Below are 24,457 nucleotides of genomic sequence, written 5' to 3' on the forward strand. Positions count from 1 at the left end.
CCTAGCTCCTAGAGACAGTTCGGAGAGGGGAGAGTCGTGGGGTGAGGAGAGGGGCGAAGCGGAGCCCCGGGGCGGGCGCGGGGGCGGCGTGCCCCTACGGGCCCGGGTGCGGGCGGCACGTCATGAGATCCCGAACTCCTTGCTGATGAAGTCGAACATCTCGTCGTCCGTCGCGGACTCCAGCTCGCTCGCGACCTCGGCGTCCTCCTCGCCGTCCTGGCCGGGGGCGCACCGGTCGAGCAGCACCCGGAGGCGTTCGGCGATGGTGGCGAGCTCGGTGTCCGACGGCGCGCTCTCGGCGAGGCCGAGCTCCAGGGTGTCGAGCTGGGTCAGGAGAGCCGCCGGGTCGGCCCCGTCGGTGCGCAGTTCTGCCTTGAGGTAGCCGGCGAGCGCGACGGGGGTGGGGTGGTCGAAGACGAGGGTGGTGGGCAGGGGCAGGCCGGTGGCGGTGCCGAGCGCGTTGCGCAGTTCGACGGCGGTGAGGGAGTCGAAGCCGAGCTCGCGGAAGGCACGGGCGGGTTCGACCTGCTCGGGGCCGCGGTAGCCGAGTACGGCCGCCGCGTGGGTGCGTACCAGGTCCTCCAGGAACCGGTCGCGCTCCGGCCCGGACAGCGCGGCGAGTTGCCGGGCGAGGTCCGTGCCGGTGCTTTCGCCCGCGTCGCCGCCGGATCCGGCGGTGCGCTCCCGCAGTGCGCGGGCCTCGGGCAGGTCGGCGAAGAGCGGGTTCGGGGCGATGCCCGGGCCGCCCGCGAGGTACTGGTCCCAGTCGACGTCGGCGATCACCGCGGCGGCTTCGTCGTGGCCGAGGGCCCGGCGCAGCGCGGCGACGGCGAGGCGGGGCTCCATGGGCGGTACGGCGCCGCCCCGCAGCCGTTCGGCGGCCGGCGTGTCGGTGGCCATGCCGCCCCCGGCCCAGGCTCCCCAGGCGATGGAGGTCGCCGGGAGGCCCTGCGCCCTGCGGTGCTCGGCGAGGGCGTCGAGGGTCGCGTTGGCCGCGGCGTACCCGCCTTGTCCGGTGCCGCCGGAGAGGGCGGCGAAGGAGGAGAAGAGCACGAACGCCGACAGGTCGAGTCCGGCCGTCAGCTCGTGCAGGTGCAGCGCGGACCGCACCTTCGCCCGGAAGACGGTGGCGAGGCGCTGTGCGTCCATCCCGTCGATGACACCGTCGTCGAGGACGCCCGCGGTGTGGAACACGGAGGTGAGCGGCGCGTGCGCGGGGATGTCGGCCAGGACGCGTGCGAGGGCGTCCCGGTCGGCGGCGTCGCAGGCGACGACGGTGACCTCGGCGCCCGACTCCTCCAGTTCGGCGCGGAGTTCGGCGGCTCCGGGCGCGTCCGGGCCGCGCCTGCTGGTGAGGACGAGGTGCTGGGCGCCGTGGGCGGCGAGCCAGCGCGCGATGTGGCCGCCGACGGCTCCGGTGCCGCCGGTGACGAGCGCGGTGCCGTGCGGTGTCCACGCGGGCCGCCCGTCGGGGGCGTCCCCGGTCCGCCCGCGCACGAGGCGGCGCGCGAACACGCCGTTGCCGCGCACGGCCAGCTGGTCCTCACCGGCGAAGGTGCCGTCGAGGGCGTCGGCGAGCCCGGCGAGCTCCCGCGCGTCGGCCGCCTCGGGCAGGTCGACCAGGCCGCCCCACAGCTTCGGGTACTCCACGGCCACGACACGCCCGAGGCCCCACAGGGAGGCCTGCGCGTGACCGGTCAGCGGGTCGGTGCCGCTCACGCCGTGCGCGGCCCGGCTGCCGAGCCAGAGCGGCGCGCCCAGGTCGGCGGCGTGCAGGGCCTGCACGAGGGTGAGGGTCGCGGCGAGGCCGCGGCTCACCCCGCCACGTACGGCATGTTCCGACTCGTCGACGGCCAACAGCGAGAGCACACCGGCGAGTCGACCGCCCGCGGCGTCCGCTTCCTTGCGCAGCCGCTCGGCGAACTCCGCGCGGTCGGCGGCCCCTTCGGTGTCGACGAGGACGGTCCGTACGTCGGCTCCGTGGCCGCCGAGCGTGTCCTCGACGGCCGCCGTCCAGGCGGCGTCCGCGCCGCGGTCCGGCACGACGAGCAGCCACGCGCCGTCGAGCCTCGGCGTGGAGGCGTGCCCCAGCGGCTGCCAGGAGACGCGGTAGCGCCAGGCGTCGAGCGCGGACGTCTCGCGCCGCTGCCGCCGCCACGACGAGAGCACCGGAAGCACCTCCCCCAGCGCGGCCACGCCACTGGTCTCGCCCTCCGCGCCCAGTTCGGCGCTCAGCGACTCCAGGTCCTCGCGCTCCACGGCTTCCCAGAAGCGCGCCTCGACCTCGTCGACGCCGACCCCGCCGCCACGGGCTCCGGTCGTCGGGGCCGCCTCCAGCCAGTAGCGCTCGCGCTGGAAGGCGTACGTGGGCAGCTCGACGCGGCGCCGGGCCTCGGCCCGCGCGTACAGCGGCGCCCAGTCGACGTCGGCGCCGCGCACGTGCAGCTGCGCGAGGGCGGTGAGGAAGGTGTCGGGCTCGGGGCGGTCCTTGCGCACCGCCGCGACGAGGCCCGCCTGCGCGACCGGGTCGGTGATCGTGTCGTGCGCCATCGCCGTGAGCACCGAGTCCGGGCCCAGTTCGAGGAGCGTCGAGACACCGGAGTCGGTGAGGGCGGTCAGGCCGTCGTGGAAGCGGACGGCCTCACGGATGTGGCGGACCCAGTAGCCGGGGTCCGTCAGCTCGTCGGCGGTGGCGAGCCGACCGGTCAGGTTCGAGACGACCGGCAGGGTGGTGTCCTGGTACGTCAGCGTCTGCGCGACCTTGCGGAAGTCCTCCAGAGCCGGGTCCATGAGGGGCGAGTGGAACGCGTGGGAGACCTTCAGCCAGCGCACCTTGCGGCCTTCGCCACGCAGGGTCTCCTCCAAGCCTTCCAGGACCGTGCGGTCACCGGAAAGCACCACCTGGGAAGGCCCGTTGACCGCCGCCACGCCCGCACGGTCCTCCAGACCGGCAAGGAGCGGCAGTACGTCGGCCTCGGCGGCCTGCACCGCGAGCATGGCGCCGCCCGCCGGAAGGGCCTGCATCAACCGGCCGCGTGCGGCGACGAGTTGAGCCGCGTCTTCGAGGGACCAGAGTCCGGCGACGTAGGCGGCGGCCAGCTCACCGATGGAGTGCCCGCCGACGACCTCGGGGCGCACCCCGAAGGACTCGGCCAGACGGAACAGGGCCACCTCCACCGCGAACAGCGCGGGCTGCGCGTACTCCGTCCGCTCCAACAGCTCGGTGTCCGTGCCGAACATGACGTCCTTCAGAGGCTGGTCCAGCAACGCATCCAGGTGCGCGCACACCTCGTCCAGCGCATCGGCGAACACCGGGAACGTCTCGTACAGCTCACGTCCCATCCCGACCCGCTGACTGCCCTGACCGGTGAACACCACCCCGAGGCGGCCCTCGACCACCGAACCGGACACCACACCCGGACCACCGGCGGCAATCGCCCCGAGCCCGCCCAGGAACTCCTCGCGCCCCTCACCGAGCACAACGGCCCGGTGCTCAAGCGCGGCCCGCCCGGACAGCAGGGACCAGCCCACACCGGCGGGCTCAAGGCCCTCGCTCCCGGCGACGTGCTCCCGCAGCCGCTCGGCCTGCGCCCGCAGCGCCTCGGCGCTGCGACCCGACGTGGGAGCTGCGCTCGTCCACGTGCAGGGTGCGGGGCAGGACGCCTTCGCGCATCGCCATGACCATCTTGATGACTCCGGCGACGCCCGAAGCGGCCTGGGTGTGGCCGATGTTGGACTTGATGGAGCCGAGCCACAGGGGCTGCTCGGCGGGGCGGTCCTGCCCGTACGTGGCGAGGAGCGCCTGGGCCTCGATGGGGTCGCCGAGCGTGGTGCCCGTGCCGTGGGCCTCGACCGCGTCGACCTCACCGGCCGTGAGGCCCGCGTTGGCGAGGGCGGCGCGGATCACGCGCTGCTGAGACGGACCGTTGGGGGCCGTGAGGCCGTTGCTGGCGCCGTCCTGGTTGACGGCAGAGCCCCGCATGACCGCGAGGACTTCGTGGCCGTTGCGGCGCGCGTCGGAAAGACGCTCCAGGAGGAGCAGGCCGACGCCCTCGCCCCAGCCGGTGCCGTCCGCCGCTTCCGCGAAGGGCTTGCAGCGGCCGTCGGCGGCGAGGCCCTGCTGCTTGCTGAACTCGTCGAAGGCGGTGGGCGTCGACATGACGGTCACGCCGCCCGCCAGCGCCATGTCGCACTCACCCTGGCGCAGCGCCTGGGCGGCCAGGTGCAGGGCGACAAGCGAGGACGAGCAGGCGGTGTCGACGGTGACCGCCGGGCCTTCCAGGCCGAACGCGTACGACAGGCGGCCGGAGACGACTGCTCCGGCGTTGCCGGTGAGGAGGTAGCCCTCGACGCCCTCCGGGGGCTCCACGCCGTCGCCGTATCCCTGGTAGCCGGAGCCGATGAAGACGCCGGTCTGGTCGCCCCGCACGGAGGTGGGCGCGATGCCCGCGCGCTCGAACAGCTCCCAGGAGGACTCCAGGAGGAGGCGCTGCTGGGGGTCGATCGACAGGGCCTCGCGCGGGGAGATGCCGAAGAACGCGGCGTCGAACTCGGCGGCGTCGTAGAGGAAGCCGCCCTCCGCCTTGTACGCGGCCGCGCCGGAGTTCTCCCAGCCGCGGTCGGCGGGGAAGACGGAGATGGCGTCGGTGCCGTCGGAGACCAGGCGCCACAGGGCGTCGGGGCTGGTGGCGCCGCCGGGGTAGCGGCGTCGCGGCGGCGAGGCGGTTGCGCACCTCGACGGCCGTGAGCGAGTCGAAGCCCAACTCGCGGAAGGCACGGCCCGGTTCGACGGCTTCCGGGCCCGGGTAGCCGAGGACGGCTGCGGCCTGCGCGCGGACCAGGTCGAGGGCCGACCGCTCCTGCTCGGGGGCGGGCAGTGCGGCGAGCCGCTGGGCCCACTCGGAGCCGGTCGGGGTGGCCTGCGTACCCGGCGCGGTGGCCGTCTCGGGTCCGGTGAGCGCGCGCCGGACCTCCGGCAGGTCCTCGACGAAGGGGCTCGGGCGCACCGACGTGAAGGCGGGCGCGAACCGCTCCCAGTCCACGTCGGCGACGGCCACGAACGTCTCGTCGTACGCGACGGCCTCGGCGAGCGCCGCGACCGCGCGCTCGGGCGCCATCGCCGTCACGCCGAGTCGGCGCAGCGCTTCTTCGGCGTCCTCGCCGGCCATGCCGCTGCCGCCGCCCCACAGGCCCCACGCCACGGACGTCGCGGTGAGGCCGCGGGCGCGCCGGGCCTCGGCGAGGGCGTCGAGGTGGGCGTTGGCGGCGGCGTAGGCGCCCTGGCTGCCGCTGCCCCACACGCCCGCGTTGGACGAGAACAGCACGAAGGCGTCGAGGGCCCCGGTGTCGAGGAGCGCGTCCAGGTGGGCGGCGCCCGCGACCTTCGCCTCCAGGACGTCGGCGATGTCGGCGGCGGTCATCTCCGCGAGGGGCTGCTCCTGGCCGACGCCCGCGGCGTGGAACACGGAGCGCAGGGTGCGGCCCTCGGCGGCCAGGTCGTCGAGGAGCCCCGACACGGCGTCCCAGTCCGCGATGTCGCAGGCGGCGACGGTGACTTCGGCACCCAGCTCCTCCAGTTCGGCGCGGAGTTCGTCGGCTCCGGGCGCGTCCGAACCACGGCGGCTGGTGAGGACGAGGTGCTCGACGCCCTCACGGGCCAGCCAGCGCGCGACGTGCCCGCCGATCGCTCCCGTGCCGCCGGTGACCAGCGCGGTGCCGCGCGGCGACCACTCCGGCTCCGTGTCGGCGCCCGGGGCCGCCTCCAGGGGCGCGTGCGCGAAGCGGCGTACGAAGACGCCCGTGTCGCGCACCGCGAGCTGGTCCTCGTCGCCCGCGCCCGCCACGATCGCGGCGAACCGCGCGGCGGCACGCGTGCCGAACGCCCGCGGGAGGTCGATGAGCCCGCCCCACCGGTCCGGGTGCTCCAGGGCCACGACCCGGCCGAGGCCCCACAGCTGCGCCGCGACCGGGCTCACGTCCCGGTCCCCGCGGCCCGTGGTGACGGCTCCGCTGGTGACCGCCCACATCCGCGCGCCGATCCCGGCGTCGCCGAGGGCCTGCGCGAGGGCGACGGTGCCGGCGAGCCCGACGGACACGGCCTCGCGGCCGTCCTGCGGGGACTCGTCGAACCCGAGCAGCGACACCACACCGGCGAGGCCCACCCCGACCCTGTCCCGCAGCCGCTCCGCCAGGGTCTCGCGCGTCAACTCCTGTGCAGACAGGTCTAGTTCAACGACTTCAGCACCGGCAAGCGCCAGCGCGTCGCGCACGCCCGCCGCCCACGGGTGCAGCTCACTGCCCGGCGACTGCACGAGGAGCCAGCGTCCGGAGAGCCCGGAGGCCGCCAGGGCGCCGCCGGCCAGGGGCTTCCACGTGACCCGGTAGCGCCAGCCGTCGAGGGTGGACCGCTCGCGCCGCTGCCGCCGCCACGACGACAGGACGGGCAGGATGGCGCCCAGCTCGGCGGCGTTCTCGTCCGCCATCTCCAGCTCGGCCGCCAGCTCCGCCAGGTCCTCGCGCTCCACGGCCTCCCAGAACTTCGCCTCCACGTCGGCCACGGCCGACAGCGGCGTGCCGTCGGGCACCCCGTCGTCCGTCAGCCAGTAGTGCTGGCGCTGGAAGGCATAGGTCGGCAGGTCGACGACGGTTCCGGCACCCGGGAAGAGCGCCTTCCAGTCCAACTCCGCGCCCCGCACGTGCGCTTCGGCGAGGGACGCGGCGAAGCGGTCGGCTCCGCCCTCGTCACGGCGCAGGGAACCGAGGGCCGCGGCGGTCTCCTCGCGCCCGGCGGCTTCGATGGTGGCCTGGACGGGGACGGTGAGGACCGGGTGCGGGCTCATCTCCAGGAAGAGGGTGTGGCCCTCGGCGAGGAGGCCGCGGGTGGCGTGCTCGAAGAGGACCGTCTGGCGCAGGTTCCTGTACCAATAGCCCGCGTCCATCGGGGTGTTGGCGTTCAGCCACTCCCCCGTGAGGGTCGAGAACAACGGAACCTCGGCGACCTGCGGAGACACCCCGGCCAGCGCTTCGGCTATCTGCTGCTCGATCTGCTCCACGTACGAGGAATGCGAGGCGTAGTCCACGGGGATCGTGCGCGCGCGGATGTCCTGCGCGACGCACTGAGCGACCAGGGCCTCCAGCGCCTCCGGCTCACCAGAGACAACCACCTGAGCAGGGCCGTTGACAGCGGCCAGCTCGATCCGGCCGTCCCACGCGCCGATCAGCTCACGCACCTCCGCCTCGGGCAGCGGCACGGACACCATCCCGCCCTTGCCCGACAACTCCCGGATCGCCAGGCTCCGCAGCGCCACCACACGAGCCGCATCCCGCAGCGACAGCGCACCCGCCACACAAGCCGCAGCGATCTCACCCTGGCTGTGACCCACCACAGCCGCAGGCTCCACACCCGCCGCCCGCCAGGTCGCCGCCAGCGACACCATCACCGCGAACAACACCGGCTGGACCACATCCACCCGATCGAAGTTGTCCCCGCCCAGCTCCTCCAGCAGATCCCACTCCACGAACTCCGCGAGCGCGTCCCCGCACTCCCGCATCCGCTCCGCGAACACCGGCGACTCGTCCAGGAGTTGGCGCGCCATCCCCACCCACTGCGCCCCCTGCCCCGGAAACACGAACACCGCACGCCCTGCGCCGCCCTGTGCACGCCCCGCCACGACATGCGCGGCGGTCGCGTCGCCCTGGGCCAGCTCGGCGAGTCCAGTGAGGAGTTCGTCCCGGGTCCGGCCGAGGACGACGCCCCGGTGCTCGAACCGCGACCGGGCGACGGTCAGGGACCAGCCGACGTCGGCCAGGCCGATGCCGTCGTCGGACGAGCCGATCGTGGCGTCGGCGAGGAGCCGTCCGCGCAGCCGTTCCGCCTGCGCCCGCAGGGCGCCTTCGCTCTTCGCCGACAGGGCCAGCGGGATCAGGCCCGGGACGGCCGACGGCGTGCCGGTCGTGACGGGGCCGTCGCCGGGGTCGGCGGGCAGTCGTTCCTCCACCGGTGCCTGCTCCACGATCACGTGCGCGTTGGTGCCGCTCATGCCGAAGGAGGACACGCCCGCGCGGCGCGGCCGTCCCACCTCCCGCGCGGTCCATTCGCGCGCCTCGGTCAACAGCTCGACGGTCCCCGCGGACCAGTCGACCTCGGTCGTCGGCGCCTCGGCGTGCAGCGTCCTCGGCAGGATGCCGTGCCGCATCGCCATGACCATCTTCATGACGCCCGCGACGCCCGCGGCCGCCTGGGCGTGCCCGATGTTGGACTTCACGGAGCCCAGCCACAGGGGCTCCTGGTCGTCGGGGCGGTCCTTGCCGTACGTCGCGATGAGGGCCTGGGCCTCGATGGGGTCGCCCAGTGAGGTGCCGGTGCCGTGGGCCTCGACGGCATCGACGTCGGCGCCGGTGAGTCCGGCGCCGGTGAGGGCGGCGCGGATGACGCGCTGCTGCGACGGACCGTTCGGGGCGGTCAGGCCGTTGGACGCGCCGTCCTGGTTGATCGCCGAACCCCGCACGACCGCCAGTACCTGGTGGCCGTTCCGCCGCGCGTCGGACAGACGCTCCAGGACGAGCACGCCGACGCCCTCGCCGACGCCGAAGCCGTCGGCGCCCTCGGCGAAGGGCTTGCAGCGGCCGTCGGCGGCGAGGCCGCGCTGACGGCTGAAGGCGACGAGTGTGTCGGCGTTGGCCATGACGGTGGCGCCGCCCGCGAGGGCGAGGTCGCACTCGCCCTGCCGCAGGGACTGCGCGGCCAGGTGCAGGGCGACGAGGGAGGAGGAGCAGGCCGTGTCGACAGTGACGGCCGGGCCCTCCAGGCCGAAGGAGTACGCGATGCGGCCGGAGATGACGCTGGTGGAGTTGCCGGTCATCAGGTGGCCTTCGAGGCCGTCCGGGATGACGCGCACGCTCTCGCCGTAGCCCTGCGAGGAGGCGCCGACGAAGACGCCGCCCGCGCTGCCGCGCAGCGTGGCCGGATCGATCCCGGCGCGCTCGAACGCCTCCCAGGAGGTCTCCAGGAGGAGCCGCTGCTGCGGGTCCATGGCGAGGGCCTCGCGGGGCGAGATGCCGAAGAACGGGGCGTCGAACTCGCCCGCGTCGTGCAGGAAGCCGCCGCCGCGCGAGTACGTGGTGCCCTGGTGGTCGGGGTCGGGGTCGTAGAGGGACGCGGTGTCCCAGCCGCGGCCCTCGGGCAGCCCGGAGGTGGCGTCGGCGCCCTCGCCGACGAGCCGCCACAGGTCCTCGGGGCTGGCGACGCCGCCGGGGAAGCGGCAGCTCATCGCGACGATGGCGATGGGCTCGTCGGTGACCGCCGCGACCGGCGCGGCCGAGGCCGCGGGGGCGTCCGTGTCGGCGCCCGTCAGTTCGGACTTGAGGTGGCGGGCTAGGGCGAGGGGGCTCGCGTAGTCGAAGACGAGGGTGGCGGGCAGGCGCAGTCCGGTCGCCTCGCCCAGGCGGTTGCGCAGTTCGACGGCGGTCAGGGAGTCGAAGCCCAGGTCGCGGAAGGCCCGCTCGGTGTCGACCTGGTCGCCGGAGGAGTAGCCGAGGACAGCGGCGGCCTGGCCGCGCACGTGGTCGAGGAGAGCCCGCTCCCGCTCGCCGTCGGGCAGCCCGCGCAGGCGCCGCACGAGCGCCGGTGCGTCGCCGCCGGACGTGTCCTGGCCCGCGACGGCGCGCCGGGCGGTGCCCTGCACGAGGCCGCTGAGCAGCGGCGGCAGGTTCCGGCCGTGCGCGGTGCGCAGGGCCGCGGTGTCGAGGTGCACGGGGACGAGGGCGGCGGCGCCCAGGCCGAGTGCGGTGTCGAGCAGGCCGAGGCCCTGTTCGGCGCTGAGGGGTGCGACGCCGGAGCGGGTCATCCGGTCGAGGTCGTCGGCGGTGATCTGCCCGGCCATGCCGCCGCGTTCGGCCCACAGGCCCCAGGCGAGGGAGGTGGCGGGCACGCCCTGGCCGCGCAGGTGGCGCGCGTAGGCGTCGAGGAAGGTGTTGCCCGCCGCGTAGTTGCCCTGTCCGGCGCCGCCGAGGACGCCCGCGACGGAGGAGAACAGGACGAGCGCGGCGAGGTCGGCGTCCCGGGTGAGGGCGCGCAGGTTGAGGGCGGCGTCGGCCTTGGGCCGCAGGACGCGGTCGAGCTGTTCGGCGGTGAGCGATGAGGTGATGCCGTCGTCGAAGACGCCCGCGGTGTGCACGACCGCGGTGAGGGGGCGCTCGGCGGAGACCCGGGCCAGGGCATCGGCGAGGGCGTCCCGGTCGGCGGCGTCGCAGGCGACGACGTCGATGGTGGCGCCGGACTCCTCAACGTCCGCGGCGAGTTCGGCCGCGCCCGGCGCTTCGGGGCCTCGGCGGCCGAGGAACAGCAGGTGCCGGATGCCGTGCGCGGCGACGAGGTGCCGGGCGACGAGACCGCCGAGGCCGCCGGGGGCGCCGGTGACCAGGGCGGTGCCCTGCGGGTCCAGGACGGGGGCCGCCGGGGCCTCGAGGTCTCCTGTGGGTGCGCCGAGGTCGCGGGTGAGGCGGGGCACGAGTACGGCTCCGGCGCGGATCGCGCACTCGGGCTCGCCCTGCGCGTACGCGGCGGGCAGCGCGCGCAGCGACTCGGGGGTGCCGTCCACGTCGGCGAGCACGAACCGGCCCGGCTCCTCGGACTGCGCGGAACGCAGCAGTCCGAGGACGGCGGAGTGCGCGAGGCCGGGCAGCGGCTCGTCGTCGGTGACGGCGGCGGCGCCGCGCGTCAGGACGACGAGGCGCGCGTCGGCGAAGGCGTCGCCGTCGGCCGCGGACAGCCACTCCTGGACGAGGGCGAGGGCGTCGCGGGCGGCGGCGTGCACGGATTCGGCGTCCGTGTCGGCGTCGGCCGCGGTGCCTGCGGCTGTGGCTGTCGCTCCGACTGCGACGACGACGCCGGGCGCGGACGCGGTGCCCGCGGCGACCGCCGCGGTGAGGTCGGCGAGTGCCGGGTACGCGGTGACGTCGACGCCGTCCGCGCCCAGGAGGCGGGCCAGTTCGGCGGCGTCGGTGCCGAGCACGGCCCAGGGGGCGGCCGTGGCGGCTTCCGCCCGGGCCGGGTCGACGGCCGCGGGCCGCACCCAGTTGACGCGGTACAGGTGGGCCACCCGGGTCCGGCGGGCGGCGAGACCCTGCCGGACGTCGACGGCCCGGGACACCAGCGAGCCGACGCGTGCGACCGGGGCGCCGGAGTCGTCGGCGAGCAGCACGGAGACGGTGTCGCCGCCGCTGCCCGAGCGGGAGAGGCGTACGCGCAGGGACTTCGCCCCGTCGGCGTACAGCGCCACGTCGCTCCACGAGAACGGCAGCCGGGGCGCGCCGCCCTCGTCCCCGTCGGCGGGGCCCTGCGCGAGATGTGCCGCCTGGAGCGCGGCGTCGAGAAGCACGGGGTGCAGGCCGTACCGTCCGGCCTCGTCACGGCGTTCCTCGGGGACGCTCACCTCGGCGAACACCTCGTCGCCGAGCCGCCAGACTCCGCGCAGCCCCTGGAACGCCGGGCCGTACTGGACGTCCGCCGCGGCGAACTCCTCGTACAGGCCGTCGATCGCGACCTTCTCGGCGCCGTGCGGCGGCCACTGCGCGAGGTCGAACCCGGCGGCGTCGGTGGCCGCGCCGCCGACGGCGAGGACGCCGGTGGCGTGCCGGGTCCACGGCTCCGGCTCCGCGCCGTCCGTGTCCGCGCCGGTCTCCGGCCGGGAGTGGAAGCTGAGCGACCGCCGCCCGGAGGCGTCGGCGTCCCCCACGGTCAGCTGCAGTTGTACGCCGCCCGTCTCCGGGACGACCAGCGGCGACTCCATGGTCAGCTCTTCGACCAGGTCGCAGCCCACCTGGTCGCCCGCGCGCGTCGCCAGCTCCACGAACGCCGTCGCGGGCAGCAGCACGACACCCGCCACGGCGTGATCGGCCAGCCACGGGTGCGTGCGCAGCGAGAGCCGCCCCGTGAGCAGATGCCCGTCCCCGCCCGCCAGCGGCACCGCGGCCCCCAGCAGCGGGTGCCGCGTGTCACCGAGCCCCGCAGCGGTGACATCGCCCGCCGTGAGGTCCGCGTGCAGCCAGTAGTGCTGGTGCTGGAAGGGGTACGTGGGGAGGTCGACGGTGGTGCGGGCGCCGGGGTAGAGGGCGTTCCAGTCCAGCTCCGTGCCGTGGGCGTGGGCTTCGGCGAGGGAGGCCGCGAGGCGGTCGGCGCCGCCCTCGTCACGGCGCAGGGAGCCGAGCGTCCAGCCACTCCCCCGTCAGCGTCGAGAACAACGGAACCTCAGCAGCCTGCGGGGTCACCCCGGCCAGCGCCTCCGCTATCTGCTCCTCGATCTGCTCCACGTAGGAGGAATGCGAGGCGTAGTCCACCGGGATCGTCCGCGCCCGGATGTCCTGAGCCACGCACTGCGCGACCAGCTCCTCCAACGCCTCCGGCTCACCGGAAACCACCACCTGAGCCGGGCCGTTCACGGCAGCAAGCTCGATCCGACCGTTCCAGGCCACGATCAGCTCACGCACCTCCGCCTCGGGCAACGGTACGGAGACCATCCCGCCCTTGCCCGACAACTCGCGAATGGCCTGGCTGCGCAGCGCGACCACGCGGGCCGCGTCACGGAGGCTGAGGGCGCCCGCGACGCACGCGGCCGCGATCTCGCCCTGGCTGTGACCCACGACAGCCGCAGGCTGAACGCCCGCAGCCCGCCAGGTCTCAGCCAGCGACACCATCACCGCGAACAGCACCGGCTGGACGACATCCACCCGGTCGAAGTTGTCCCCACTCAGTTCAGCGAACAGATTCCAATTGGTGAAATCTGAAAGTGCCTCACTGCACTCCCGCATACGTTCGGCGAACACCGGACTGGAATCCAGCAGCTCACGAGCCAGCCCCGCCCACTGCGACCCCTGCCCCGGAAACACGAACACCGGACGCACCGTGCCCTTGGCGCCCAACGCCCGGCCGGTGAGCACCCGCGCGGCCGTCGCGTCGCCCTGAGCCAGCGCCTCAAGCCCGGAAAGGACCTCGTCCCGATCGCCACCGAGGACGACACCCCGGTGCTCGAACCGCGACCGCGCCACGGCCAACGACCAAGCGACGTCGCCCGGTTCGAGGCCGGGCTGCGCGAGCAGGAGATCCCGCACCTGCCCCGCCTGCGCCCGCAACGCCTCCGGCGACTTCGCCGACAGCGCCACCGGGACGACACCCGACACCACGGGGGAGGCGGAAGGTGTGGCAGCCTCCCCGGCCTCGCCGGACTCCACCTCATCGCGCGGCGCCTGCTCCACGATGACGTGCGCGTTCGTACCGCTCATGCCGAAGGAGGAGACGCCCGCGCGCCGGGGCAGCCCGGGCTCCCGCTCGGGCCACTCGCGGGACTCGGTGAGGAGTTCGACCGTGCCCGCCGACCAGTCGACCTCGGAGGTCGGGGCGTCCACGTGCAGGGTCTTGGGCAGCACGCCCGCGCGCAGCGCCATGACCATCTTGATGACACCGGCGACACCGGCGGCGGCTTGGGTGTGCCCGATGTTGGACTTCAACGAGCCCAGCCACAGGGGCTGGTGCTCGGAGTGCTCCTTGCCGTACGTGGCGAGCAGCGCCTGGGCCTCGATGGGGTCGCCGAGGGTGGTGCCCGTGCCGTGCGCCTCGACGGCGTCGACGTCGGCCGCCGCGAGCCCCGCGTTGGCGAGGGCGGCGCGGATGACGCGACGCTGGGAGGGGCCGTTGGGGGCGGTCAGGCCGTTGCTCGCGCCGTCCTGGTTCACGGCGGAGCCGCGGACGACCGCGAGGACCTTGTGGCCGTGGCGGCGGGCGTCGGACAGGCGCTCGACGAGGAGCATGCCCACGCCCTCGCCCCAGCCCGTGCCGTCGGCCGCGTCGGCGAACGCCTTGCAGCGGCCGTCGGCGGCGAGGCCGCGCTGACGGCTGAACTCGACGAACGTCTCGGGCGACGACATGACGGTCACGCCGCCCGCGAGGGCCATGGTGCACTCGCCCTGCCGCAGCGCCTGCGCCGCGAGGTGCAGGGCCACCAGGGACGACGAGCAGGCCGTGTCGACGGTGACCGCCGGGCCCTGGAGGCCGAGGACGTAGGAGAGGCGGCCGGACATGACGCTGGTGGTGTTGCCGGTGAGGAGGTGGCCCTCGACGCCTTCGGGGGCGTTGCGGACGCCCTCGCCGTAACCCTGGTAGCCGGAGCCGACGAACACGCCCGCGCGGGTGCCGCGCAGGGTCGCCGGGTCGATGCCCGCACGCTCGAAGGCCTCCCAGGCGGTCTCCAGGAGGAGCCTCTGCTGCGGGTCCATGGCGAGGGCCTCGCGCGGCGAGATGCCGAAGAAGGCCGGGTCGAAGGCGCCCGCGTCGTGCAGGAAGCCGCCGTGCCGGGCGTAGAAGGTGCCCTGCTTGTCGGGGTCGGGGTCGTAGAGGGACTCGATGTCCCAGCCGCGTCCTTCGGGGAGTTCGCCGATGGCGTCGGCGCCGTCGGCGACGAGCCGCCACAGGTCCTCGGGGCCGCGCACACCGCCGGGGAAGCGGCAGCTCATGCCGACGATCGCGATCGGCTCCCTGGAGGCCGCCGCGAGCTGCTGGTTCTGCCGTCGCAGCCGCTCGGTCTCCTTCAGAGACGCGCGCAGCGCTTCAACGACCGTGTCCGAAGGCCTCGTCATGTCCGGCTCCACATCCGTGCTGCGTCCGTTCGTGCTGCGTGGGCTCGCGCCGCGGCTCGCACTGTGTGTCGTTCGGCGGCTCGTGCCGCGTCTTGCGCCGCGTCCCGCGCCCGGTACCGCGCCGCCGCTCGGGCGGCGCCCGGTGCCGGGGCGCGGGCGGCGTCTCGTACTGGGTCAGGAGTCACTGTTGTCCAAGGCCAGCTGGATCAGGTTGGCCACGTCCATCGCGTCGATCGCGTCGTCCGCGTCGTCGTCATCGGCCGGTGCCGCGCCCGTTCCCGTGTCCGCGGCCGCCAGGCTCAGGAGGGCGTCCAGGAGGCCCGCCTCGCGGATGCGGGCGATCGGGACGGCCGTCAGGGCCCGGCGGGCCTCGGCGTCGGCCGGGTCGTCGGCCCCGCTCCCGTCGTCCTCGGCGGCACCCGGGACGCCGGCGTCGGGCAGGAGTTCGGCGAGGAGCTCCAGGGCGAGCTCGCCGGGGGTCGGGTGGTCGAAGACGAGGGTGCTGGGCAGGCTCAGGCCGGTCGCGGCGTTCAGGCGGGTGCGCAGTTCCACGGCGGTCAGGGAGTCGAAGCCGAAGTCCTTGAACGCGCGGTCCTCGCGGACGGCCTCCGTGCCGGTGTGGCCGAGTACGGCGGCGACTTCCGTGCGCACCAGCTTCAGGACGGTCCGCTCGCGCTCGGCGGGCGCCGCGCCGACCAGCTGGTCGCGCAGGGCGGCCGCCGCGTCGGCGGCTCCGCCGGAGTCGGCCGCGCCCGGGGAGCCGGACGCGGTGTCGAGGGCGCGGCGGGCCTCCGGCAGGTCGTCGAGCAGCGGGCTTGGCCGCCGCACGGTGAAGGCCGGGGCGAACCGTTCCCAGTCGACGTCGGCGACGGTGACGAGCGGGTCGCGCCGGTCGAGCGCGTGCCGCAGGGCCGCGATCGCCGACTCGGGCCGCAGGACGGGAAGCCCGCGCTTGCGCAGGTGCGCGGCGGCGGCGTCGTCGCCCGCCATGCCCGAACCGCCCCACGGCCCCCACGCCACCGACGTCACGGCCCGCCCCTGGGCTCGGCGGCGCTCGGCGAGGCCGTCGAGGAAGGCGTTGGCGGCGGCGTATGCGGCCTGGCCGCCGCTGCCCCACACTCCGGCGATGGACGAGAACAGCACGAAGGCGTCGAGCGGCGTGTCGCCGAGCAGGTCGTCGAGGTGCGCCGCGCCCGCGGTCTTCGCGGCGACGATCTCCGCGAAGTCCTCGGGCCGGGTGTCGTCGATCATCAGGTCCTGGCCGAGGCCCGCCGCGTGCACGACGGCGCTGAGCGGCGCGTCGGCGGGGATCGCGGCGAGGAGCCCGGCGAGGGCGTCGCGGTCGGCCACGTCGCAGGCCGCGACGGTGACCTTGGCGCCCAGGTCCTCCAGTTCGGCGCGGAGTTCGGCGGCTCCGGGCGCGTCCGGGCCGCGCCTGCTGGTGAGGACGAGGTGCTGGGCGCCGCCGCCCGCGCACCAGCGTGCGACGTGCGCGCCGAGGGCGCCGGTGCCGCCGGTGACGAGGACGGTGCCGCGCGGCCGCCACGGGGTGGCCGATGCGGTGCTCCGGGGTGCCCGCGCGAGGCGACGCACGTGCACGCCCGAGGGGCGGACGGCGAGTTGGTCCTCGGTGAAGCCGGGGGATGCGGTGCGGGTGAGGAGGGTGGTGAGGAGGTCGCGGGCGCGGGCGGTGGCTTCGGTGTGCCCGGAGACTGTGCCTTCCGTGGTCCCGCGGATGCCCGTGACGCTGGTGGCGTCCGCCGTCTCCTCGACGCCCGTGGTGCCGGTGCTGCCCGTCGCCTCCGCGAGGTCGATGAGGCCGCCCCACACGTCCGGGTGCTCGAGGCCCACGACACGGCCGAATCCCCACGCCTGCGCCTGCGTGACGCTGCGTACGGGATCGGCGTCGCCGACGGACACGGCACCGGACGTCGCGATCCACAGCCTGCCGCCGGCCTCGGTGTCGACGACGGCCTGCGTGAGCGCGAGGGTCGCGGCCATGCCCCACGTCAGGGCGGGGGCGTCGGGCCCCGGCTGGTCGTGCGTGCCGTCGTCGCCGGTTGCGGCGTGGCCGTACGGCCGCTCGTCCAGGGCGAGCAGCGACAGCACACCCGCCAGGGCAGAGCCACCGCCGTCGGAGCCCGCCGTACCCTCACCGGACTCCCGGAGAAGCCGCGCCACCGCCGTACGGTCGACGGCTTCGTCGCCCACGACGACGCGCCGGACGTCCGCACCCGCGGCGACGAGCGCTTCTTCGGCGGCCGCGCTCCAGGGGTGCCCGACCGCACCGGCCGGTACGACCAGCGCCCAGGTCCCGCCGAACGCCGGACCGGCGCCCACCGCCTGGTCGCCCGACAGCGGCTTCCAGGTGACCCGGTAGCGCAGGGCCTCCACCTCGTGCTGTTCCTGCTGCCGCCGTCGCCAGGTCGCGAGCGCGGGCAGGACGGACTTGAGCGAGGCCTCCTGGTCCAGCTCCAGCGTCTCGGCCAGACCTTCCAGGTCCTCGCGCTGCACGACCTCCCAGAACTCGGCGTCCACCCCACCGCTCCGGTCCTCGGCCGACGCACCCGAGTTCTTCGGCTCCGGCCAGTAGGTCCGGTGCTGGAAGGCGTACGTGGGCAGGTCGACGCGGGCGCGGGACGCGACGGGGGCGTACAGCGGCGTCCAGTCGACGTCGATGCCGCGCACGTGGAGGTGAGCGAGGGCGGTGAGGAACGTGTCGGGCCCGGGGCGGTCCTTGCGGGCGGCGGCGACGAGACCGGCCTGCGCGGCCGGGTCGGTGATCGTGTCGTATGCCATCGCCGTCAGGACGGCGTCCGGGCCCAGTTCGAGCACAGTGGTCGCGCCGAAGCCGGTCAGAGCGGCCAGCCCGTCGTGGAAACGGACGGCCTCACGGATGTGCCGGACCCAGTAATCCGGATCCATGAGCTGGTCCGCGCCCGCCAGTTCACCGGTGACGTTCGAGACCACAGGCAGCTTCGGAGTCTCGTACGACAGTCCCTCGGCAACCTTGCGGAACTCGTCCAGGGCCGGGTCCATGAGGGGTGAGTGGAAGGCGTGCGACACCTTCAGCCACCGCACCTTGCGGTCCTCGCCCCGAAGGGTCTCCTCCAGGCCCTCCAGAACCGTGCGCTCACCGGAGAGCACCACCTGCGAAGGACCGTTCACCGCCGCCACACCCGCACGGTCCTCCAGACCCACCAGGAGGGGCAGCACGTCCGCCTCGGCGGCCTGCACCGCCAACATGGCCCCACCCTCGGGCAGCGCCTGCATCAACCGCCCACGCGCGGCGACCAGTCGGGCCGCGTCCTCCAAGGACCACAACCCCGCCACATACGCGGCCGTCAGCTCACCGATCGAATGCCCGCCCACGATTTCCGGCCGCACACCGAAGGACTCGACCAGACGGAACAGGGCCACCTCGACGGCGAAGAGCGCGGGCTGCGCGTACTCGGTCCGCTCAAGGAGCTCCGCGTCCGTGCCGAACATGACGTCCTTGAGCGGGCGTTCCAGCAGCCCGTCCAGGTGCGCGCACGCCACGTCGGCGGGCTCCGTCCCAGCACGGCCGGTGAGGTGCTCGGCGAGCCGCCCGGCCTGGGCGCGCAGGGCCTCCGCGCTGCGCGCCGACACCAGCCACGGCACAGCCGTCGCCGGGGCGACCTCGGCGGCGGGCCCGGCGGACTCCGCCGACGGCACCTCCTCCACGATCACATGGGCGTTCGTCCCGCTGACGCCGAACGACGAGACCGCGGCCCGACGCGGCGCGCCACCGTCCCGCTCGGCCCACTCCCGGGCCTCCGTCAACAGCTCGACCGCGCCCGCCGACCAGTCCACATGCGTGCTCGGCTCGTCCACGTGCAGCGTCCGGGGCAGCACCCCGTGGCGCATGGCCATCACCATCTTGATGACGCCCGCGACACCGGCGGCGGCCTGCGTGTGCCCGATGTTGGACTTCACCGAGCCGAGCCACAGGGGCTGTTCGGCCGGGCGGTCCTGCCCGTACGTGGCGAGGAGTGCCTGCGCCTCGATGGGGTCGCCGAGCGTGGTGCCCGTGCCGTGCGCCTCGACCGCGTCCACCTCACCGGCCGAGAGACCGGCGCTCTCCAACGCGGCCCGGATCACCCGCTGTTGGGAAGGACCGTTCGGCGCCGTCAGGCCGTTGGACGCGCCGTCCTGGTTCACGGCAGAGCCCCGTACGACCGCAAGCACTTCGTGCCCGTTGCGCCGCGCGTCCGACAGCCGCTCCAGGAGCAGCAGGCCGACACCCTCACCCCAGCCCGTGCCGTCCGCGGCCTCCGCGAACGCCTTGCAGCGGCCGTCCGCGGCGAGGCCGCGCTGGCGGCTGAACTCGATGAACGCGCTGGGCGTGGACATCACCGTGACGCCGCCGGCGAGCGCCATGTCGCACTCGCCCTGTCGCAGCGCCTGCGCGGCGAGGTGCAGCGCGACGAGGGCGGAGGAGCACGCGGTGTCGACGGTCATGGCGGGGCCTTCGAAGCCGAAGGCGTACGAGAGGCGGCCGGAGACGACGCTGGCGGCGTTGCCCGTGCCGATGTACCCCTCGGCGCCTTCGGGGGCGTCCTTGAGGAGGTCCAGGTAGTCCTGGCCGTTGGTGCCCGCGAACACGCCGGTGCGGCTGCCGTGCAGGCTGGGGGGTGCGATTCCGGCGCGCTCGAACAGTTCCCACGCGGTCTCCAGGAGGAGCCGCTGCTGCGGGTCCATGGCGAGGGCCTCGCGCGGGGAGATCCCGAAGAAGTCGGCGTCGAACCCGCCCGCGTCCGGCAGGAATCCGCCCTGCCGGGCGTAGCTGGAGCCGGGCGTCGCCGGGTCGGGGTCGTACAGCGCCCCGGTGTCCCAGCCACGGTCGGCGGGGAACTCGCCGAGGGCGTCGACGCCGTCGGCGACGAGCCGCCACAGGTCTTCCGGATCGCGCACGCCGCCGGGGAAGCGGCAGCTCATCGACACGATGGCGATGGGCTCGTCGTCGGCCGGGCCGGTGGTCGCGACCGCGGCGGAAGGGGTGGCGTCGGAGCCGGAGCCGGAGCCGGAGCCGTTGCCGTTACCGGTGCCGGTGAGGAGGAGGCCGGAGAGGTAGTCGGCGACGGACCTCGGCGAGGGGTGGTCGAAGACGAGGGTGGCCGGCAGGGTGAGGCCGGTCGCGGCGCCGAGGCGGTTGCGGAACTCCACCGAGGTGAGCGAGTCGAAGCCGAGCCCCTTGAACGCGCTGTCGCCGGGCACCGCCTGCGTGCCGCCGTGCCCGAGCACCGTGGCGGCCTGGTTCCGTACCAGGTCGAGCAGGGTCCGCTCGGCGTCCTCGCGCGACAGGGCCGCCAACTGGTCCTTGAGGGAGGCGGCTTCACCGTCGCCGGGACCGGCGGGCCGCTCTGTGCGGGCGGCCGCCGTCTCCGGCAGATCGTCGAAGAGGGTGCTGCGCCGGGTGGCCGTGAAGCCGTCGGCGAACCGGTCCCAGACGATGTCGGCGACGACGAGGGCGGCGGCGCCGCGTCCTCGGGCGTGGTCGTCCAGCGCCCGGCGCAGCACTTCGACGGCGCGCGCCGGTTCCATGACGGGCAGCCCCGCCTGGCGCATCCGCTCGTCGGATCCTTCGTCGGCGGCCATGCCGCTCCCGGCCCACGGGCCCCACGCGAGGGAGAGCGCGGGCAGTCCGGTGGCGCTGCGCTGTTCGGCGAGGGCGTCCAGGAAGGCGTTCGCCGCGGCGTAGTTGCCCTGGCCGGGCGCGCCCACGGTCCCGGTGAGGGAGGAGAAGAGGACGAAGGCCGACAGATCGGTGTCGCGGGTCAGCTCGTCCAGGTTCCGGGCCGCATCCACCTTGGCGCGGAACACGGTGGCCATCCGGTCGGGCGTGAGGCTGTCGAGGACTCCGTCGTCGAGGACGCCCGCCGTGTGGAACACCGAGGTGAGCGGCACATCGTCCGGGATCTCGCCCAGGACCCGAGCCAACGCCTCCCGGTCCGCGGCGTCACACGCCGCGACCGTCACGCGTACGCCCAACCCCTCCAACTCGCTGAGGAGTTCCGGCGCACCCGGCGCATCGAGCCCACGACGGCTCGTCAGCAGCACATGACCGGCACCCGCACGCACCGCCCACCGCGCCACGTGACCACCCAGCGCACCCGTGCCACCCGTGATCAACACCGTGCCGCCACCAGGCGACCACTCCCCCGCCGACGCCTCACCGAGCGCCGCGTCAGCGGAGCCCGCGCGCGTCAGCCTGCGCACGAACACGCCCGAGCCGCGCACGGCCACCTGGTCCTCACCCGAGGAGGCCCCGAGGACCTGGGTGAGCCGGGACATCGCGCGCGCGTCGGCGTTCTCGGGCAGGTCGACCAGACCGCCCCAGCGCTCCGGGTGTTCGAGGGCGACGACCCGGCCCAGGCCCCACACGGCGGCGCCGTCGGCGTCGGCCACGGAGTCCGAGGCGCCGACGGAGACCGCGCCCCGCGTCGCCACCCACAGCGGCGCGGCCACCTCGGCGTCGCCGAGGGCCTGCGCGAGCGCGAGGCTCGGGAGCACGCCGGCCGGTGCGCACGCCAGGAGGGAGAGGACTCCCGTCACGGCCGTGCCGCTCCCGGCGTCGTCGCCGTGGTCCGCGAGGGCGTCGGTCACCTGCGCCCGCAGCCAGTCGCGGTCGGCGTCCGGCGTGTCCACGCGCAGGACCCGTGCCCGCGCCCCGGCCTGCTCCAGGGCGCGCACGGAGGCGTCGAGCCACGGCTCCTCCGTCGCACCGGCGCGGGCGACGACCAGCCAGGTGCCCGTGAGCCCGGCCCGCGCCTGCTTGGCGAGGGGCTTCCACGTGACGCGGTACTGCCAGCGGTCCAGCTCGGACTGCTCGTGCCGCTGCCGCCGCCAGGCCGTCAGCGCGGGCAGCACGGACCGCAGCGGCGCCTCCTCGTCGACGTCAAGGGCTCCGGTCAGGGCCGCGAGGTCCTCGTCCTCCACGGCCTTCCAGAAGCCCGCGTCCGCCGGGTCGAACCCGTCCCCGGCGGCGCTCGGCGCCTGCTCCAGGGGGTTGAGCCAGAGGTGCTGGCGCTGGAAGGCGTACGTGGGCAGGTCGACGCGACGGCGTGCCGCGGCGGGCTCGAAGAAGCGGGACCAGTCGACGGTGGTGCCGCGCACGTGCAGGTGGGCGAGGGCGGCGAGGAAGGTGTCGGGCTCGGGGCGGTCCTTGCGCACCGCCGCGACGAGGCCCGCCTGGGCGGCCGGGGCGGTGACGGTGTCGTGCGCCATGGCCGTCAGGACGGCGTCCGGGCCGAGTTCGAGCAGCGTCGAGACGCCGAAGCCAGTGAGAGCGGTCAGACCGTCGTGGAAGCGCACGGCCTCGCGGATGTGCCGGACCCAGTACTCCGGGTCCTTCAGCTCGTCCGCACCCGCCAGACCACCCGTGACGTTGGAGACGACCGGCAGCTTCGGGGTCTGGTACGTCAGGTTCCCGGCCACCTTGCGGAAGTCCGCCAGGATCGGGTCCATGAGGGGTGAGTGGAAGGCGTGGGACACCTTCAGCCAGCGGACCTTGCGGCCCTCGCCCCGAAGCTTCTGACGGCAGCCAGTCCGACGCGGCCCTCCAGGTCGGCCAGCAGCGGCAGTACGTCCGCCTCGGCGGCCTGCACCGCCAGCATGGCCCCGCCCTCGGGCAGCGACTGCATCAACCTGCCGCGCGCGACGACCAGTTGAGCGGCGTCCTCCAGGGACCACAGTCCGGCGACGTACGCGGCGGCAAGCTCACCGATGGAGTGCCCACCGACCACCTCGGGCCGCACCCCGAAGGACTCGGCGAGGCGGAACAGCGCCACCTCGACGGCGAACAGGGCGGGCTGCGCGTACTCGGTCCGCTCCAACAGCTCCGCGTCCGTGCCGAACATGACGTCCTTCAGGGGGCGTTCCAGCAGCCCATCCAGGTGCGCACACACCTCGTCCAGCGCGTCCGCGAACACCGGGAACGCCTCGTACAACTCCCGGCCCATACCGACCCGCTGACTGCCCTGGCCGGTGAAGACGACCCCGAGGCGGCCCTCGACCACGGAACCGGTCACGACCCCCGGACCGCCGGAGGCAACAGCGCCGAGACCGGCCAGGAACGCGTCCCGCTCGTGCCCGAAGACGACCGCCCGGTGCTCGTGCAGGGCGCGCCCCGAAAGCAGCGACCAGCCCACGTCGACGGGCTCCAGGTCCGCGTGCCCGGCGACGTGCTCCCGCAGCCGCTCGGCCTGCGCCCGCAGCGCCTCCGCGCTGCGACCCGACACCACCCACGGCACCCCGGCCGTGGACGGCGCCTCTCCGTCCGACGCGGCCGACTCGGGTTCCTCCGGCGACGCCTGCTCCACGATCACATGTGCGTTGGTCCCGCTGACGCCGAACGACGACACGCCCGCGCGGCGCGGAGCGCCGCCGTCCCGCTCGGCCCACTCCCGAGCCTCCGTCAACAGCTCGACGGCGCCCGCCGACCAGTCCACATGGGAGCTCGGCGCGTCCACGTGGAGGGTGCGGGGCAGGGTCCGGTGGCGCATGGCCATGACCATCTTGATGACGCCCGCGACTCCGGCGGCGGCCTGGGTGTGGCCGAGGTTCGACTTCACCGAGCCGAGCCACAGGGGCGCGGTGCCGCCAGTGGTGGCTTCGGGGCGGTCCTGGCCGTACGTGGCGAGGAGGGCCTGGGCCTCGATGGGGTCGCCGAGGGTCGTGCCAGTGCCGTGTGCCTCGACCGCGTCGACGTCGGCGGGCGTGAGGCCCGCGTTCGCCAGGGCGGCGCGGATGACGCGCTGCTGTGCGGGGCCGTTGGGGGCGGTGAGTCCGCTGCTCGCGCCGTCCTGGTTGACGGCGGTGCCGCGGACGACGGCGAGGACCTTGTGGCCGTTGCGGCGGGCGTCGGAAAGACGCTCCAGGAGGAGCAGGCCGACGCCCTCGCCCCAGCCCGTGCCGTCGGCGGCCTCCGCGAACGCCTTGCAGCGGCCGTCGGCGGCGAGACCGCGCTGACGGCTGAACTCCACGAACGTGTCCGGGGTCGACATCACCGTCACACCGCCCGCGAGGGCCAGCGAGCACTCGCCCTGGCGCAGCGCCTGCGCGGCGAGGTGCAGGGCGACGAGCGAGGACGAGCAGGCCGTGTCGATGGTGACGGCGGGACCTTCGAGGCCGAAGGTGTACGAGACGCGTCCTGAGGCGATGCTGCCCGCGCTGCCGTTGCCGAGGTAGCCCTCGAACTCCTCCAGGCCCTCGGGGCTGCTGAGGATGCGGTTGCCGTAGTCGCCGTACATGACGCCGACGAACACACCGGTCTTCGAGCCCCGCACGGACAGCGGGTCGACGCCCGCCCGCTCGAAGGCCTCCCAGGTGGATTCCAGGAGGAGGCGCTGCTGCGGGTCGATGGCGAGGGCCTCGCGCGGCGAGATGCCGAAGAAGGCGGGGTCGAACTCGGCGGCGTCGTGCAGGAATCCGCCCTCGCGGGCGTAGCTCTTGCCCGCGCGGGTCGGGTCGGGGTCGTGGAGGTCCGCGTCCCAGCCCCGGTCGTCGGGGAAGGGGGAGATCGCGTCCCCGCCCTCGGCGACGAGCTGCCAGAGGTCTTCCGGGCCGCTCACGCCGCCGGGGTAGCGGCAGCTCATCGCGACGATGGCGATGGGCTCCCGGCTCACCGACTCGGCGTCCTGTAGACGCTGCCGGGTCTGATGCAGATCCGCGGTAACTCGCTTGAGGTACTCGCGGAGTTTCTGCTCGTTCGCCATTTCGGTGCGACTCCTTCAACGCAGAGGGCCGACCCCATCACATCGGCGGGAGGGCAGGGGCAACAACCCCTACCCTCCCCCTATGGACCCCT

The 24,457-nt window shown here is 74.7% G+C and carries 2 protein-coding genes and 1 pseudogene; all 3 read right to left on the reverse strand.

What is annotated here, in order from left to right; translation table 11 throughout:
* Positions 1–120 precede the first annotated feature (120 nt).
* Positions 121–14,628 (reverse strand): annotated as a pseudogene (locus OO63_RS46930) (type I polyketide synthase).
* A gap of 174 nt (positions 14,629–14,802) precedes the next feature.
* On the reverse strand, positions 14,803–22,143 hold the full coding sequence (locus OO63_RS41560; protein WP_051811187.1) for a type I polyketide synthase: 7,341 nt from the start codon (positions 22,141–22,143) through the stop codon (positions 14,803–14,805).
* Positions 22,144–22,145: 2 nt separating this feature from the next.
* Complete coding sequence (locus OO63_RS46935) at positions 22,146–24,365, reverse strand: type I polyketide synthase (protein WP_051811188.1); 2,220 nt, start codon at positions 24,363–24,365, stop codon at positions 22,146–22,148.
* Positions 24,366–24,457 lie beyond the last annotated feature (92 nt).

Source organism: Streptomyces alboflavus, assembly GCF_000716675.1.
GTDB classification, from domain to species: Bacteria; Actinomycetota; Actinomycetes; order Streptomycetales; family Streptomycetaceae; genus Streptomyces; species Streptomyces alboflavus.